Source organism: Kitasatospora sp. NPDC057518, assembly GCF_042802075.1.
In the GTDB taxonomy this organism is placed as follows: domain Bacteria; phylum Actinomycetota; class Actinomycetes; order Streptomycetales; family Streptomycetaceae; genus Kitasatospora.
Window position 1 is genome coordinate 1 of the sequence record NZ_JBHVEU010000175.1, and the last position, 16,575, is coordinate 16,575.

Here is a 16,575-nt window from a genome sequence, read left to right on the forward strand (position 1 = left end):
CCCCTCTGTCGTTGTGCGCGACCGGCCGGGTGACCACTCCTCAGCCGGGTCCGACGCCCGGGTGCCGTCCGCGACCTCCACCGGCCGACCGCAGGTAGCTCCACCGCGCGCCCGGCGCCCCGCCCCGGCCGCCGGGCGAGCCGCGCTGCGGGCAAGGCCAACTTCCCGTACGGACAGCGCCGGTGCGTCCGGGGCTCCGCGGCCGCGCCGCCGTCGCCGGGCCCGGGCCGTCAGAGGGCGGTGGGGAGTTCGGTGCGGGAGGTGATGTTGAGCTTGGGGTAGGCCTTGTAGAGGTGGTGGGCGACGGTGCGGGGGCTGAGGAAGAGCTGGGCGGCGATGTCGCGGTTGGTGAGGCCCTGGGCGGCGAGGCGGGCGATCTGGAGTTCCTGGGGGGTGAGGGGGGACTGGGGGGTGCCGGTGGGGGTGGACGGGGTGGGGGCCGGGGTGCCGGTGGCGGAGAGTTCGGTGCGGGCGCGGGCGGCCCAGGGGTGGGCGGCGAGGCGGTCGAAGGTCTCCAGGGCGGCGCGCAGGTGGGGGCGGGCGTCGGTGCGGCGGCGGGTGCGGCGCAGCCATTCGCCGTAGAGGAGGGCGGTGCGGGCCTGTTCGAAGGGGCGGTGGGCCGTTTCGTGCCGGGAGAGGGCGGCGCGGTAGGTGGTCTCGGCGAGTTCGTCGGGGCCGAGCAGGGCCTGGCAGCGCAGGCGGAGGGCCTCGGCCCAGGGGCGGTCGGCGGCGGCCGTCCAGCGGGCGAAGCGTTCGTAGGCTTCGGCGGCGCGTTCGGGGGTGCCGAGGCGGACGGCGGCCTCGACGAGGTCGGGGACGGCCCGGGTGGCGCTGACGTGGTGGCGGTGCGGGCCGGTGGTGAGGGTGTGCAGCCGGTCGGCGGCGTCGCCGGCGCGGCCCTGGCCGAGGTCGCGCAGGGCGAGTGCCCACTGGGCCCAGGCCTGGCCGGCGGCGGGGGCGGCGGTCTGCGGGCCGGTGGTGGCGAGGGCGGTGGCGGCGAGTTCGGCGCAGTGGTCGGTGCGGCCGTCGAGCGCGGCCAGGTGGGCGAGCAGCGCGGTGAGTTGGCTGACCCACTGGTGCTGGCCGGTGTCCCGGGCGAGGCCGAGGCCTTCGGTGGCGGTGAGTTCGGCGTCGCGGTGGCGGCCGTGGAAGAGTTCGGCCTCGGCGAGGAAGAACTGCAGGGTGGGCATCACGCCGACGGTGCCCTTGGCGCGGGCCTCGGCGACGAGTTCGGCGGCGAGTTCGGCGGTCTCCTCGTCGCGTCCGAGGACCAGGGTGGCGCCGCACAGCTGGACGAGGTCGACCGGGCTCTCGGCCCCGGCCCGGCGGGCGGCCTCGGCGGCCTCCCGGACGGGCGGCAGCGGGCCGGCGGGCCGGCCGAGCGCGGGCAGGACCGCCGCGGGCAGGTGGCGGGCGAGCGGGGCGAGGGGGTCGTCGGCGGCGAGCGGCAGGACCGCCAGGCGGTCCAGGACGGCGGCCACCGGCTCCTCCCCCGCGTACCAGGCGGCGTGGAAGGCCTGGAGCAGCATCCGGGCGGCGTACGGCGGGTCGATGTCGGTGCCGGCGGCGTCGAGCAGCAGCCGGTGGGCGGTCGGGTAGGAGCCGCGCCAGAAGTGGGCGGTGGCCCGGACCTGGTCGAGCAGGGCGTGCGCCAGGATGTTGTCGGTACGGCCGGAGGCTTCGTCGGCGAGCGCCTCGGCCCGTACCAACTCGCCTTCCTCGGTGGCGGCTTCGGCGGCCAGGACGAGCCGGCGGGTGGCGCCGTCACGGTCCGGGGTGAGGCGGGCGGCGCGCTCGTACGCTGCGGCGCCGCCGTGGCCGCCGCGGCGCCCGGCGCGGACGGCGGTGCGCTCCAGCGCGTCGGCGAGGCCGGCGTCGGGGGCGGTGGCGGCGAGGGCGAGGTGCCAGGTGCGGCGGTCGCCGTCCGGCAGCGCGCCGGCGACGGCCCGGTGGACCGCCGTCTTCTGGTGGTGCGGCGCCCGTTGGAGGATCGCGGAGCGCAGCAGCGGGTGCCGGAAGGCGATCCGGCGGTCGGCCGTGACCGTCACCAGGCCGGACGCCTCGGCGGGCGCGAGGTGTTCGGCGGTGACGCCGAGGGCGGCCGCGGCGGGCAGGACGACGTCCAGTGCCCCGCCCTCCTCGGTGGCGGCGACCAGCAGCAGTGTCTGGGTGACCGCGGGCAGGCCGGTGACCTGGCCGTGGAAGGCGATCAGCAGCCGGCTGGTGAGCGGCAGGCCGCCCGGTGCCGGTGGCTGCGGCCCGGCGGCGACCGGGAGTTCGGTGAGCGCGAGCGGGTTGCCGGCCGCCTCGGCGAGCAGCCGGTCGCGGACGGTGGACGGCAGGTCGGGGCTGACCCGCCGGGCCAGCAGCCGGGTGGCGTCGGCCTCGGACAGGCCGGTCACCTGCCGTTCGGGCAGGCCCAGCGGGCGCTCCGCCGGGCTGCCGCCGGCCCCGGACGGGCCGCCGGTGCGGGCGGCGAGCAGCAGGGCGACCCCCTCGGCCTGGAGCCTCCGGGCGGCCAGCAGCAGGGCGTCCAGGGAGGCCCGGTCCAGCCACTGCACGTCGTCGATGACGCACAACAGCGGCCGGTCGGCGGCGAGTTCGGCGAGCAGGCCGAGCGTGGCGAGCCCGACCAGCAGCCGGTCGGCGCCCGCCCCACCGCCGCCCGCCCCACCGCCGTCGCCTGCCCGGTCGCCCGCCCGGTCGTCGCCCATCCGCTCGTCGTCGGAGAGCCCGAACGCCGCCTCCAGCGCCCGCCGTTGCGGGCCGGGCAGGACGTCCAGCCGGTCCAGGCCGGGCGCGAGCAGCAGGCTCAGCCCGGCGTACGGCAGCTCGGCCTCGTACTCGACGCCGGCCGCCCGGACGACCCGGAACGCCTCCCCCGCCCGCGCGACGGCGTCGTCCAACAGCGCGGTCTTGCCGATGCCGGCCTCGCCCCGGAGCAGCAGCACTCCGCTGCGTCCGGCCCGCACCCCGTCCAACAGCCCGTCCACGGCGGCCTGTTCGCCTTCCCTCCCGTACAGCATGCCCCGACCCTACCCAGCAGGGCCGCGCACCACTGCCGACCACGGCACCGGTACGCCTCTGCGGAGGCTACGTACCCCCATACCCATACGTGACGGATTCGCCGTCGGCCGCCCGTCCCTACCGTGGTGAGCACCGGGAACAATCCGGCCAACCACCCACCGGAACACGGGAGATGACGATGACCGAGATCACCACCGCCGCCCTCCAGCAGCTCGCCGAGCGCTACCTCGCGGTGTGGAACGAGACCGACCCGGCGGCCCGCCGCAAGCTGGTCGACGAGGTGTGGGCCGAGGACGGCCGCTACACCGACCCGCTGGCCGCCGTCACCGGCCGGGACGCGATCGACGCGCTGATCGGTGCCGCCCAGGCCCAGTTCCCGGGGCTGGAGTTCACCCTCGGCCCGGTCGACTCGCACCACGACGTCGCCCGCTTCACCTGGAACCTGGGCCCGGCCGGCGCGGAACCGGTGGTGATCGGCTTCGACGTGCTGGCGGCCACCCCGGACGGCCGGATCGGCGCGGTGTACGGCTTCCTCGACCGCGTGCCGGGCGCCTGACCCCCTCAGACCGCCGCTCCGGCCGAGGGGCGGGGCGCTCCCCACCGCGCCCGCCCCTCGGCACCGGCCGCCGACCCGCTTGAGTCGCCAACCCCCTTGAGGAGAGCCCGAGATGAGCACCTCCCTGAACACCCGGCGGCCCGCCGAGGCCGAGACCGGGGCAACGGCGCGGACGGCGCAGACGGCCCCCAAGGGGCTGCTGCCGGTCGTCCTGACCGCCACCTTCATGACCGCCCTCGACATCTTCGTCGTCAACGTCGCCCTCCCCTCCCTCCAGGGCGACCTCGGCGCCGGCCCGGCCGCCGTCCAGTGGGTGATGGCCGGCTTCAGCCTGGCCCTCGCGGCCGGCCTGGTCACCGCCGGCCGCCTCGGCGACCGGTACGGCCGCCGCCGGGTGTTCGGACTCGGCCTGGCCCTCTTCACCCTCGCCTCCACCGTCTGCGGCCTCGCCCCCACGGCGGCCGCGCTGGTCGGCGCCCGGGTGGCGCAGGGCCTGTCGGCGGCGCTGATGGGTCCGCAGGTGCTGGCGATCCTGCGGACCGCGTTCAGCGGAGCCGCCCAGGCTCGGGCCTTCGCCCGGTACGGGCTGACCATGGGCGTCGGCGCGGTGTTCGGCCAGCTGATCGGGGGGCTGCTGATCCGCGCCGACCTCTTCGGCCTCGGCTGGCGCAGCTGCTTCCTGATCAACCTGCCGATCGGACTGGCCGCCCTCCCGCTGGTCCGCCGCAGCCTGCCGGAGTCCCGCGCCCCGCAGCGGCCCGGCCTGGACCCGGTGGGCGTGCTGCTGGTCACCACCGCGCTGACCGGCCTGGTGCTGCCGCTGATCCAGGGCCCGCAGCTGCACTGGCCGCTGTGGACCGGGCTCTGCCTGGGCGGCTCGCTCGCCCTGCTGGCCGTCTTCGCCGTGCACCAGCACCGCGCCACCACCACCGCCGCCGCCACGGCCACCACCGCGACCACCCCGCTGGTCGACACCCGGCTCTTCCGCGACCGCGCCTTCAGCGCCGGCCTGCTCGCCCAACTCGCCTTCTGGCTGGGCCAGGGCTCCTTCTTCCTGGTGCTCGCCCTGCACCTCCAGTTCGGCCGCGGCCTGGACGCGCTGGGCGCCGGACTGGTCTTCACCGCGATCGGCCTGGGCTACCTGATCACCTCCAACACCACCCACCGCGTCACCGCCCGCCTCGGCGAGCGCCGCACCATCGCCCTCGGCGGGCTGCTGATGGCCCTCGGGCTCGGCCTGCTGGCCCTCACCGCGAACAGCCCGGGCGTCCGGTGGCTGGCGCCCGGGCTGTTCGTGGACGGCCTCGGCATGGGCCTGGTGATCGCCCCGGTGACCTCGGTGGTCCTGGCCGGCGTCGAGCCGCGGCTGGCCGGCTCCGCGGCCGGGGTGGTGTCCACCGTGCAGCAGGTCGGCGGGGCGCTCGGGATCGCGCTGATCGGCCTGGTCTACTACGGCGCCGGCGACCTGGCCGCCGCCTTCGGCCGCAGCGTCCTGGCCCTGGCGGTGCTGGAGCTGGTGCTCGTGGGCCTGGTCCGGTTCCTGCCGCGCGGAGCACACGGGGCCCACGGAGCGGCCGAAGCGCACCGAGTGCACGAAGCGCCGCACGAGGGCTGACCCCGGCATGGCCCCGGGCACCCGCCCCGGCCCCACGGAACCCGGGCCCCGGGCCGGGCGTTCGTGGACGCCCCGGCCGCCGCGCACGGCAACACCTGCACCGGCATCCTGCCGGCACCCCGCCGCCACCCCGGCGGCACGGGGCGGGTGGGCCGAAGCCCACCCGCCCGTTCCCTTCCCTCCCCCCGATCGGGTTGGATGGTCGGATGAGCGAGGAGAAGAGCGCCGTACCGGCGTGGGAGCAGCGGTTCAGGGCGGCCCGGGTGTCGCTGCCCGACTGGGCCGAGGACGCCCCCGACCGGTCGCTGTACGTGTCCAACGCGACCGGCACCTACGAGGTCTACGCCTGGGACCGCACCACCGGCGCCCACCGTCGGGTCACCGACCGTCCGAACGGCACCACCGACGCCGAGCTGTCCCCCGACGGCGACTGGGTCTGGTGGTTCGACGACCACGACGGCGACGAGTTCGGCGTCTGGCGCCGCCAGCCGTTCGCGGGCGGCCCCGACGAGGAGGCCGTGCCCGGCCTCGCCGCCTCCTACTCGGCCGGCCTGGCCCTGGGCCGCGACGGCACCGTGGTGGTCGGCCGCTCGACCGACGAGGACGGCACCACCCTGCACCTGCGCCGCCCCGGCGCCGCCGTGCCGGTCGAGGTCTACCGGCACGAGGAGTACGGCGGCATCGGCGACCTCAGCCACGACAGCACCCTGCTCGCCATCGACCACACCGAGCACGGCGACGCGATGCACTCCGCGATCCGGGTCGTGCGCATCACCGCCGACGGCGGCGTCGAGACCGTCGCCGAGCTGGACGAGGTCACCGGCCGGGACGAGCCGCGCGGCGTCGCCTGCCTGGGCTTCGCCCCGGTCGAGGGCGACACCCGCCTGCTGGTCGCCCACCAGCGCACCGGCCGCTGGGAGCCGATGATCTGGGACGTCGCCACCGGCGCCGAGACCGCCCTCCCGCTGCGCGACGAGCAGGGCCGCGAGCTGCCCGGCGACGTCTCCGCGCAGTGGCGCCCCGGCGCCGAGGCACTGCTGGTGGAGCACGAGTACGAGGCGCGCAGCGAGCTGTTCTCGTACGCGCTCGCCGACGGCCGGCTGACCCGCCTGGAGACCCCGCGCGGCACCGTCAGCGGCGCCACCGCCCGTCCGGACGGCACCGTCGAGTACCTGTGGTCCTCCGCCGCCGAGCCCTCCGCCGTCCGCTCCACCGCCGGGACGGTCGTGCTGCGGGCGCCCGGCGCGGTGCCGCCCGGTTCGGTGCCGGTCGAGGACGTCTGGGTGGACGGGCCCGGCGGGCGGGTGCACGCCCTGGTGCAGCGGCCGGCGACGCCCGCGCAGGGCCCGTACCCGACCGTCTTCGAGATCCACGGCGGCCCGACGCACCACGACAGCGACTCCTTCGCCGCCGGTCCGGCCGCCTGGCTGGACCACGGCTTCGCGGTGGTCCGGGTCAACTACCGCGGCTCGACCGGCTACGGCCAGGCCTGGACGGACGCGCTGCACGAGCGGGTCGGCCTGATCGAGCTGGAGGACATCGCGGCGGTCCGCGCCTGGGCCGTCGACAGCGGCCTCGCCGACCCGGCCCGGCTGGTCCTCACCGGCGGCAGCTGGGGCGGCTACCTGACCCTGCTCGGCCTCGGCGTCCAGCCCGACGACTGGGCCCTCGGCCTCGCCGCCGTCCCGGTCGCGGACTACCACACCGCGTACGCCGACGAGATGGAGGCGCTCAAGTCGCTGGACCGCACGCTCTTCGGCGGCACCCCGGAGGAGGTCCCGGAGCGCTTCACCGCCTCCTCGCCGCTGACCTACGTCGAGCGGGTGCGGGTGCCGGTCTACATCAGCGCCGGGGTCAACGACCCGCGCTGCCCGATCCGGCAGATCGACAACTACGTCGAGCGGCTGGAGCGGCTCGGCAAGCCGCACGAGGTGTACCGCTTCGACGCCGGGCACGGCTCGCTGGTGGTGGAGGAGCGGATCAAGCAGCTGCGACTGGAGATCGACTTCGTGCGGCGGCACCTGGGCACGGCCGGGCGTGACGGAGACGGAGGGGCTGCGTGAGACGCCTGCTGATGCTCGCGGGGGTGGCGGTCGCCGGGGCCCTGGTGCTCACCGGCTGCTCGGGCTCACAGCGGAACACCGCGTCCTGCCCGCCCCCGACCGGCCCGCCGGTACCGAGCTCCTCGGCCGTCGCGCCCGCGCCGGCCGTGCCCGCGTCACCGACCGCCGCCGCGACGCCGCCCGCCGGCGCCACACCGCCTGCCGCGCCGCCCGCCGTGCCGCACGCCGGCACCGCGACCAAGGCGGGCGCGGCGGGTCCGGGGGCGGCCGTCGTACGGGCGGTGTACACGCCGCCCGCGGACGGGGGCGACCCGGTCCAGCTCGCCAAGGGGGGCGGCAAGAGCGGCTCGTCCGGTTCGAAGGGGTCGGGGTCCAAGGGCTCCAAGACCGGTCGCAGCGTGCACCACCACATCGACCACTACGACTCCGACGACCACAACGGCAGCGGCGGCAACGGCAGCGGCCACTGCCACAGCGACCCGACGCCGCTGCCCACCGGCTCGTCGACCCCGACCCAGCCGCTGCTCCCCCCGCAGACGCCGACTCCGACGACGCCCCCGCCGGCGGCCAAGCCGACACCGGCACCGGCCCTGCCGACCAAGCGCTGAGCCGGGGCGGCCGAACGCCGAGTCGGGGCGGCCGAGCGCCGAACCGGCGTCTGCGTCAAGGCGCCGCCGGTCAGTCCAGGACCGGGTCCAGCCCGAGGGCCCGGTCCTGCTCCGCCTCCGCCTCCCGGCGCACCAGGCGGTACCACATGAAGACCACGAACCCGCCGAAGACGAACCACTCCAGGGTGTAGCCCAGGTTCTGGAACGCGCGCAGGGTGAGCCCGTCGCCGCCCTGCGGCTGCACGGTCGGTACGGAGGCCAGCCCGGCGGGCGCGTCGTCGGCGGCCACCCAGCCGTCGTACCAGCCGTCGTACTCCAGCACGTTCAGCAGCGAGGCCCGGTTGATCATGCCGAGCTGCCCGGCGGGCAGACCGCCCGCCACCGCGCCGTTGCTGCCCACCGACTCGTTGGCCTGGAGGCGCCCGGTCACCGTCACCTCTCCGCCCGGCGGCGGCCCGGCGACGGCCGGGTCCCCGGCCGACCAGCCGCGCACCACGGCGACGGCGTGTCCGTCGGCGGTGCGCAGCGGGGTGAGCACGTAGTAGCCCTGCTTGCCGTCCACCACGCGGTTGGGGACGAGCAGTTGGTGCTCGCCGTCGTAGCTGCCGGTCACCGTGACGGTCCTGCCGACGGTTTCCGTGCTCACCTGCGGGGTCGCCTGGTTGAGCAGCGCGTCGATCGGCCGGGCGTCACCCGAAGCGGTGACCGCCTGCTTGGCCTCCTGGTGCGTGGACACCCGGTCCTCGAAGCGGCCGAGCTGCCAGGAACCCAGCCACAGGCAGACCGCCACGGCCGCCACGGCCACGACGGTGCCGCCGAGCCAGCGCGGAGTCAGGAGGAACCGGTACACACCCCCACGGTATCCACTCCTCACACCCGCCCCGTCCCCCGGGCCCCGAACACGGCCGCCTCCGGCCGGTCGCCCCGGCCCCTCCTCTACATCGGCGGCCACGCTCAGGCCGTCGTCACCGAGCCGTCGGTGAGCCCGACGGCTGCGGCGCCGGGCCGCCCAGCCCCTGGACGCCGCCGCGGTAGACGGTGCCGCTGCACGCCACCGGCAGGGTCGCCGTGGCGGCCGCCGGGCTGCCGGGGGCGGGGGTGTGGGCGATGGTCACGGCGGGCGGCGCGGTGGTCGGGTTGCCGGTCGGCGTCGCGGTCGGGCTGGGGGCCGCGGTGGGGCCCGCCGACGGGGACGAGGAGGCCGGCGGGTTGGCGCTGACCTCACTGGTGGGGACGGAGGCCGGGGCGCCGGACTCGGCGGCGGGGACGTCCGAGCGCAGGGCCACCTGGTTGACGCTGTTCGACGGGGTGCTCAGGGTGCCCGAGCCGGTACAGGTCTGGTCGGGGACCCAGGCGAACGGCACCCGGTACCCGGCCCGCGGCGCGAGCACCGGCGGCTCCCCGTCCATCGCGGGCAGGCCGGCGGCCGGGTCGCCCGGGGCGTGGTCGGCGGTGCGGATGCGGCCGCGGTCGCCGCCGCTGACGGCGGTGACCGCCACCGAGCCCGGCCCGCCGAGCCGACAGCTGCGCCCGGACACGTTGTAGACGGTGAACGAGCCGTAGATCCGCCCGTCGCCGTCGGCCGTGCCGACCTGGGCGAGGCCCTCACCGAGGTCCGTCCGGGTGCAGAGCGGGACGATGCCGCCGTCACCGGCGCCGGAGGTCCCGCTGGGCGCGACGCCGCCGTCGGTGCTCGCCTGCCCGCCGCCGGGGCTGTGCGGGGCCGAGGCCGTACCGGGCGGCGGGGTGGTGTCGCCGGGGCCGCTCGGGTTCGCGTGCGAGGCCGCCCCGGTGCCGCCGGTCGTCCCGGCGGTGCCGCTGGGCGAGGTGGCGGCCGGGCTCTTGGCGTCGGCCGAGCCGGGGCCGCCGGAGAGCCCGAGGTGCTCCCCCTCGTGCAGGACGGGCAGGCCGATCGCGACGACGAAGGCGAGCGCGGCCGCCCCGGTCCAGGCACCGCGCCGGGCGGCCCGGCGGCGGGGCACCGCCCGCCGGATCCGCGGCAGCCCGCCGGCCGCGGGCTGGATGCCGGAGACGGCGCCGTGCAGCAGTTCGCGCACCGCCCGTTCCTCGGTGGACAGGGACAGCAGCTCCTCCGGGGCCTCGGCCCCGGACCTGCTCGCTCTGGAAGCGCCGAGCCCGGTCGCCCCGGGTCCGTTCACCTCAGGCCCGCCCGCCTCCGGAGTGCCGTCCGCCGGCCGCCGTCGGTCGCCGTCCGCCTCAGCCATGTCCGGCCGCCATCTGGACGCGCAGGGCGGCGAGCCCGCGCGAGCCGTAGGCCTTCACCGAGCCGAGCGAGATGCCCAGGGTCTCGGCGACCTGCGCCTCCGTCATGTCCACGAAGTAACGCAGCACCAGAACCTCCCGCTGACGGCGTTGCAGACCACGCAGCGCGGCCTTCAACTGGTCGCGCTCCAGGGCATCGTAAGCACCTTCTTCTGCACTGGCCATGTCAGGCATGGGCTTCGGCAGCAGTCGCAGCCCGAGGATGCGGCGGCGCAGCGTGGAGCGGGACAGGTTGACGACCGTCTGCCGCAGGTACGCCAGGGTCTTCTCGGGCTCGCGCACCCGGCGCCGGGCGGCGTGCACCCGGATGAACGCCTCCTGGACGACGTCCTCGCAGGTCGAGAGGTCGTCGAGGAGCAGCGCGGCGAGCCGCAGCAGCGAGCGGTAGTGCGCCTGGTAGGTCGCGGTGAGCAGGTCCTCGCTGGTACCCGCGTCGGTACCGGCACCGGAGTCCGCCGCACCGGGTGCGGCCGCCGTCATCTGGTCTTCTTCCGGCCTACTCGCAGGCCTCGGGGCGCGCGAGGGGAAGGACACCGCGGCTCTTGCCGGGATGCCCGCCCTTGCCCCCACCATCACGTTCGCCACGCACGTTGGACACTCGATCCCCTGTCATGGTTGCCCAGCCCGGGGCCCATTCTTCCGCATCGGCTGAAGAGGCCTCCAGGGGATTCCCACGGGATTCCGGACAGATTGTGTCGAGGAGCGAACACAGGTATGGACACAGGTGTGGACACAAGCGGGCACATCGGAACCCGTGAGAGCCCGTCACCGCCTAATCCGTCGGCGTTCCCGCCGTCAGCTCCGCCGCCACCAGCTCGGCCAGCTGCACCAGGTTGAGCGCCGCGCCCTTGCGCAGGTTGTCCCCGCAGAGGAAGAGGTCCAGCGCCTCCGGCTCGTCCAGCGCCCGCCGGACCCGCCCGACCCAGACCGGGTCCGTCCCGACCACGTCGTTCGGCGTCGGGAACTCGCCCGCCGCCGGGTCGTCGTAGAGGACCACGCCGGGCGCGTCCCGCAGGATCTCCTGCGCGTGCTCCTGGGTGACCTCGCGTTCGAACCGCGCGTGCACGGCCAGCGCGTGGGTGCGGACGACGGGGATGTGGACGCAGGTCGCCGAGACCTTCAGGGCGGGCAGGCCGAGGACCTTGCGGGACTCGTCGCGGATGCCCATCTCCTCGGCGGACCAGCCGCCGTCGCGCAGCCCGCCGGTCCAGGGCACGGCGTTGAGCGCGAGCGGGGCGGCGAACGGCCCCTGATCGGCGATCAGCGCGCGCAGGTCGCCGGTCTGCCGGCCCACCGCGGTGCCCGCCACCAGCCCGGTCTGCGCGCGCAGCGCCGCCTCGCCGTCGCGGCCCTCGCCGCCGGCGGCCTGGTAGGAGGCGACCACGAGCTGCGCCAGCCCGTACTCGGCGTGCAGCGCGCCGACCGCGGCGATCATCGCGAGGGTGGTGCCGGCCGGACTGGCGACGATGCCGCGCGGGCGGATCCGCAGCGCGGCCGCGTTGACCTCCGGGACGACCAGCGGCACGTCCTCCGCGGTGCGGAAGGCGGCCGAGTCGTCGACCACCACGACGCCCTTGGCCGCCGCGATCGGCGCCCACTGGGCGGAGACCTGGTCGGGGACGGCGAAGACCGCGACGTCGATCCCCGCGAAGGCCTCCTCGGCCAGCGGGACGACCCCGACGGTCTCCCCGCGCACCACCGCCGTACGGCCGGCCGAGCGCGGGGAGGCGACGAGTCGGACCTCGCCCCAGACGTCCTGGCGGAGGGAGAGCAGCCCGAGCAGCACCTCGCCGACCGCGCCGGTGGCGCCGACGACGGCGAGGTTGGGACGCCGGGTCATCGCCCGGCGTCCCGGCCCGGTGCCCGGGTCATCGCCCGGTGCTCCCGCTCCGTTCCCGGGTCATCGCCCGGTGCCGCCGTAGACGACGGCCTCGTCGCTCTCGCTGTCCAGGCCGAAGGCGCTGTGCACGGCACGGACGGCCTCCGGCACGTCGTCGGCGCGGGTGACCACCGAGATGCGGATCTCCGAGGTGGAGATCAGCTCGATGTTGACGCCCGCGGCGGACAGCGCCTCGAAGAAGGTCGCCGTGACGCCCGGGTTGGAGCGCATGCCGGCGCCGACCAGCGAGATCTTGCCGATCGCGTCGTCGTAGCGGAGCGACTCGTAGCCGATGCCCTGCTTGACCCGGCCCAGCGCGTCGATGGCCTTCTGGCCCTCGGTCTTGGGCAGGGTGAAGGAGATGTCGGTCAGGCCGGTCGACGCGGCGGAGACGTTCTGCACCACCATGTCGATGTTGACCTCGGCGTCGGCGATGGCGCGGAAGATGCGCGCCGCCTCGCCCGGCTTGTCGGGTACGCCGACGACGGTGACCTTGGCCTCGGAGGTGTCGTGGGCGACTCCGGAGATGATGGCCTGCTCCATCTCGCCCCCTTCGGGCTTGTTCGGGTTGTCGTTGCTGACGATCGTCCCGGGAAGACCCGAGAAGGACGAGCGTACGTGAATCGGGATGTTGTAGCGACGGGCGTACTCGACACACCGATCGAGCAGCACCTTGGAACCCGACGAGGCCAGCTCCAGCATGTCCTCGTAGGCGATCCAGTCGATCTTGCGGGCCTTCTTCACCACGCGCGGGTCGGCGGTGAACACGCCGTCCACGTCGGTGTAGATCTCGCAGACCTCGGCCTTCAGCGCGGCGGCGAGCGCCACGGCGGTGGTGTCCGAGCCGCCCCGGCCCAGCGTGGTGATGTCCTTGCTGGTCTGGGAGACGCCCTGGAAGCCGGCCACGATCGCGATGTTGCCCTGGTCCAGGGCGGTGCGGATGCGACCGGGCGTCACGTCGATGATGCGCGCCTTGTTGTGCACGGAGTCGGTGATGACACCGGCCTGGCTGCCCGTGAAGGACTGCGCCTCGTGCCCCAGGGATTTGATCGCCATGGCCAGCAGCGCCATGGAGATGCGCTCTCCAGCGGTCAGCAGCATGTCGAACTCACGGCCGGCAGGCAGCGGTGACACCTGCTCCGCGAGTTCGATGAGCTCGTCCGTCGTGTCGCCCATCGCGGACACCACGACGACGACCTCATGGCCGGCCTTCTTGGCGTCAACGATTCGGCGGGCCACGCGCTTGATGCCTTCGGCATCCGCAACGGATGAGCCGCCGTACTTCTGCACGACAAGGCCCACGTGCGCTCCTCGACTCGAAGTCTTTTCCGGGGGCTACGGGCCCCCGTACCCCCCGGGGGAGAGGGGGGTGCGGTCGTCGTCAGTCTACCGAGCAGGGGTGCTCCGACCGGCGCTTTCCATATCGTGAGACGGTAGTTTCAGCACGTGAGCGGCCGTACGGGCGGCTCCGCCGTCAGGTCTGCGGGCGATTCGGTACCGCTCCGAAGAATCGCCCGACCGGGGGACGGCGATCCGGCCGGATTTCTTTTCCGGCCGGGGCGCTGAGGCATTCGTCACAATCCGAGGGCGCATTCGATCAGCCCGCGATCCGTGCCGGGATCCGTGCCACGATCTGCCCGCGATCCGCCCGCGATCCGCCGGATTCCACCGGATTTCCGTCCGGGAAACTACCGCCCGAGGCCGAGCTCGGCCGCCATCAGGTCGCCCGCCTGCTGCTCCAGCTGCTCGTCGGTGAGCCCGTCGTCGTCGGTGTCCGCGCCGTCCGGCGCCGCGCCGATCGGGCTGTCCAGCCGGACGTGGGCGATCAGCGACTGCAGGGCCCGCAGCACCGCCGTGCAGGTCGTACCCCAGTTGGAGAGGTACGAGAACTGCCACCACCACAGCGCCTCGCTGACCCGGCCCTCGCGGTAGTGGGTCAGGCCGTGCTGGAGCTCGCTGACCACGCCGGCCAGGTCGTCCGAGATCCGGAAGGCGTTGGGCTTCTCCGGCGGACCGTACGGGTCGAAGACCTCGTGGTAGACGTCGATCGGCGCGAGCAGCTCGGCGAGGCGCTCGCGCAGCTGCTCACCGTCCGGCTCGGGGCCGGTGTCCGGCTCGAACCGGTCCTCCGGGACGACGTCCTCGATCGCGCCCAGCCGGCCGCCGGCCAGCAGCAGCTGCGAGACCTCCAGGAGCAGCAGCGAGACCGCACTGCCGGGCTCGTCGCCCTTGGCGACCTCGGTGACGGCGAGCACGAAGCTCTCCACCGAGTCGGCGATCTGCACGGCGAAGTCGTCCGGCTCCGAGCCGTGGCCGTGGACGTGCGGGGCGTGCGCCCCCAGTTCCCCGTGGGACTGCTGGTGGGGGGTGTGGGGCTGCTGGTTGATCGTCCGGTCAGACATCGAGCAGTCGTCTCCCTTCGAAGGCGCGGCCGAGGGTGACCTCGTCCGCGTACTCCAGATCCCCGCCGACGGGCAGGCCGCTCGCCAGACGGGTCACCTTCAGGCCCATCGGCTTGCAGAGCCGGGCCAGGTAGGTGGCGGTCGCCTCCCCCTCCAGGTTGGGGTCGGTGGCCAGGATCAGCTCGGTGACCGTGCCGTCCGCGAGGCGCGACAGCAGCTCGCGGATCCGCAGGTCGTCCGGGCCGACGCCCTCGATGGGGCTGATCGCGCCGCCCAGCACGTGGTAGCGGCCGCGGAACTCACGGGTGCGCTCGATGGCGACGACGTCCTTCGGCTCCTCGACCACGCAGATGACGGCGAGGTCGCGGCGAGGGTCCAGGCAGACCCGGCACCGCTCGGCCTCCGCGACGTTGCCGCAGACCGCGCAGAAGCGGACCTTGTCCTTGACCTCCAGCAGCGCGTGCGCCAGCCGGCGCACGTCCGTCGGGTCGGACTGCAGCACGTGGAAGGCGATCCGCTGCGCGCTCTTGGGCCCGACGCCGGGCAGCCTGCCCAGTTCGTCGATCAGGTCCTGAACCACGCCCTCGTACAACGTCGCGCCTTCCCTCGGATGGTCGGTGTGCCGGACGGCCGGTGGAGCCGGGTGGCTGGTGGGGCCGGGTGGCCCGTGGAGCCGGAGCTGGTGGAGCCGGACGGCCGGGGCCGGTGGTGCCGGACGGCCGGTGGTGCTCCGGTGCCATCATCCAACGAATCGGGCGTCGGACACAGCGCCCGACGCCCGACTCCCACATAAATCACATGGGTCTGTCGTCTGAACTTCAGACCTTCTGGCCTTGGAAGCCGCCGTTGGACGACGTCAGAACGGCAGGCCGGGGATGCCGCCGCCGCCCAGACCCTGGGTCAGCGGGCCCATGCGCTCGGCCTGCAGCTTCTGCGCGGTCTGGTTGGCGTCCCGGACGGCCGCCAGGACCAGGTCGGCCAGGGTCTCGGTGTCGTCCGGGTCCACGGCGGCCGGGGAGATGCTCAGCGCCACCAGCTCACCGGCACCGGTCACCGTCGCCTCGACCAGGCCGCCGCCCGCCGAACCGCTCACCTTCGCCTCGGCCAGCTCCTGCTGGGCGTTCGCGAGATCCTGCTGCATCTTCTGCGCCTGCTTCAGCAGCTGCTGCATGTTGGGCTGGCCACCACCGGGGAACACGGCTGTCTCCTTGCTGTCACGGCTGTCGTACGGCGCTTCGTCCGTCACCGCCGAGCCTACGTGCTGCCCGCCGGTCCGGGCCCCGGATCGGGCCCGGATCAGGGTCCGCTCAGGGGCCCGTAGGCCCGGAGACCTGGGCCGGAGGACCCGGGGGCCGGTTCAGGAGCCCTGGTGGTGGATCTCCTCCAGCACCGTCGCCCCCAACTCGCGGATGATCAGCTCCTGGCCGGAGAACACGTCCTCCTTGAGGTCCGGGTCGTCCGCCTCCGGGACGTCGTCCTCCGGAGCCACCGACCGCACCGGACGGGCCTGCGCCGCCACCGGCGGCGGGGCCTGCACCGGCGCGGGCTGCACGGGCGGGGCCTGGACGGGCGCCGGCGCGGCCTGGACCGGCGGAGCCTGCACGGGCGCCGGGGCTGGCGCGGGCATCGACGGCGCGGCGGCCGCCGGACGCGCCGCCGGGGCTCCCCAGCCGCCACCGGCCTGGGCACCGCCCCCCGGTGCGCCGCCGCCCTGGCCACCGCCGGACAGGCCACCGCCGGACGGGCCGCCGACGCCGCCGGACGGGTCGATGATGCACTCGATCCGCCAGTCCACGCCCAGCGCGTCGGCCAGCGCGGAACGCAGCACGTCGTCGCTGTTGCTGCCGACGAAGCTGTCCCGGGCGCCGGCGTTGATGAAGGACACCTGGAGCACACTGCCGTCGAACCCGGCCACCTGGCCGTTCTGGCTGAGCAGGATCCAGGTGAAGCGTCGGCGGTTCTTCACCGCCTCCAGGATCTGCGGCCACAGCTGCCGCACCTGCGCGGCACCCTGCTGCGCGGACGCCGACGGCTGCCCACCGGGAGCCGCCACCGGGGCGGGGGCCGGGGCGGGCACGGGAGCGGCGGCCGGCGCCGGGGCCGGGGCGGCCTGCGGCGGCGCCACGGGGGGCGCCGCGGGAG

General features: G+C 75.3%; 13 protein-coding genes and 1 pseudogene. 4 read left to right on the forward strand and 10 right to left on the reverse strand.

What is annotated here, in order from left to right; translation table 11 throughout:
- Positions 1-230: 230 nt before the first annotated feature.
- A complete protein-coding gene (locus ACFU7Z_RS19430) occupies positions 231-3,026 on the reverse strand; it encodes an AAA family ATPase (RefSeq protein ID WP_380778457.1) in 2,796 nt (931 codons plus the stop codon).
- A 179-nt stretch (positions 3,027-3,205) separates the two neighbouring features.
- Here ACFU7Z_RS19430 and ACFU7Z_RS19435 point away from each other — a divergent pair, with 179 nt between their 5' ends.
- From ACFU7Z_RS19435 to ACFU7Z_RS19450, 4 genes are all read left to right on the forward strand, one after another.
- A complete protein-coding gene (locus ACFU7Z_RS19435) occupies positions 3,206-3,583 on the forward strand; it encodes a nuclear transport factor 2 family protein (protein ID WP_380778459.1) in 378 nt (125 codons plus the stop codon).
- A gap of 112 nt (positions 3,584-3,695) precedes the next feature.
- Positions 3,696-5,198 (forward strand): MFS transporter, encoded by a 1,503-nt coding sequence (locus tag ACFU7Z_RS19440; protein ID WP_380778462.1) that lies wholly within the window; start codon positions 3,696-3,698, stop codon positions 5,196-5,198.
- 206 nt (positions 5,199-5,404) lie between these two features.
- Positions 5,405-7,261 (forward strand): S9 family peptidase, encoded by a 1,857-nt coding sequence (locus tag ACFU7Z_RS19445; protein WP_375877592.1) that lies wholly within the window; start codon positions 5,405-5,407, stop codon positions 7,259-7,261.
- On the forward strand, positions 7,258-7,869 hold the full coding sequence (locus ACFU7Z_RS19450) for a hypothetical protein (protein ID WP_380778464.1): 612 nt from the start codon (positions 7,258-7,260) through the stop codon (positions 7,867-7,869). The genes ACFU7Z_RS19445 and ACFU7Z_RS19450 overlap by 4 nt, the downstream gene beginning before the upstream one ends.
- Positions 7,870-7,939: 70 nt before the next feature.
- Here the strand turns inward: ACFU7Z_RS19450 and ACFU7Z_RS19455 are convergent, their stop codons facing one another.
- The 9 genes and pseudogenes from ACFU7Z_RS19455 to ACFU7Z_RS19495 form a co-directional block, all read right to left on the reverse strand.
- Positions 7,940-8,719: an SURF1 family protein gene (locus tag ACFU7Z_RS19455; RefSeq protein WP_049661142.1), complete on the reverse strand. Its 780-nt coding sequence runs from the start codon at positions 8,717-8,719 to the stop codon at positions 7,940-7,942.
- Between the two features lie 115 nt (positions 8,720-8,834).
- Entirely contained in the window at positions 8,835-10,028 is a 1,194-nt protein-coding gene (locus tag ACFU7Z_RS19460; protein WP_380778466.1) for a hypothetical protein, read from the reverse strand.
- 58 nt (positions 10,029-10,086) lie between these two features.
- A complete protein-coding gene (locus tag ACFU7Z_RS19465) occupies positions 10,087-10,632 on the reverse strand; it encodes a SigE family RNA polymerase sigma factor (protein WP_049658157.1) in 546 nt (181 codons plus the stop codon).
- Between the two features lie 292 nt (positions 10,633-10,924).
- Positions 10,925-11,992 (reverse strand): aspartate-semialdehyde dehydrogenase, encoded by a 1,068-nt coding sequence (locus ACFU7Z_RS19470; protein WP_117488551.1) that lies wholly within the window; start codon positions 11,990-11,992, stop codon positions 10,925-10,927.
- Positions 11,993-12,052: 60 nt separating this feature from the next.
- Entirely contained in the window at positions 12,053-13,333 is a 1,281-nt protein-coding gene (locus ACFU7Z_RS19475) for an aspartate kinase (protein WP_074001801.1), read from the reverse strand.
- 386 nt (positions 13,334-13,719) lie between these two features.
- A complete protein-coding gene (locus ACFU7Z_RS19480) occupies positions 13,720-14,433 on the reverse strand; it encodes a DUF5063 domain-containing protein (RefSeq protein WP_380778469.1) in 714 nt (237 codons plus the stop codon).
- Positions 14,426-15,025 carry a recombination mediator RecR gene (gene recR, locus ACFU7Z_RS19485; protein WP_049658152.1) on the reverse strand — a complete coding sequence of 200 codons (600 nt, stop codon included), beginning with the start codon at positions 15,023-15,025 and terminating at the stop codon, positions 14,426-14,428. Before recR ends, ACFU7Z_RS19480 begins: the two co-directional genes overlap by 8 nt.
- Positions 15,026-15,289: 264 nt before the next feature.
- On the reverse strand, positions 15,290-15,631 hold the full coding sequence (locus ACFU7Z_RS19490) for a YbaB/EbfC family nucleoid-associated protein (protein WP_074001802.1): 342 nt from the start codon (positions 15,629-15,631) through the stop codon (positions 15,290-15,292).
- Between the two features lie 159 nt (positions 15,632-15,790).
- Positions 15,791-16,575: pseudogene (locus tag ACFU7Z_RS19495) on the reverse strand (DNA polymerase III subunit gamma and tau); the annotation flags it as partial.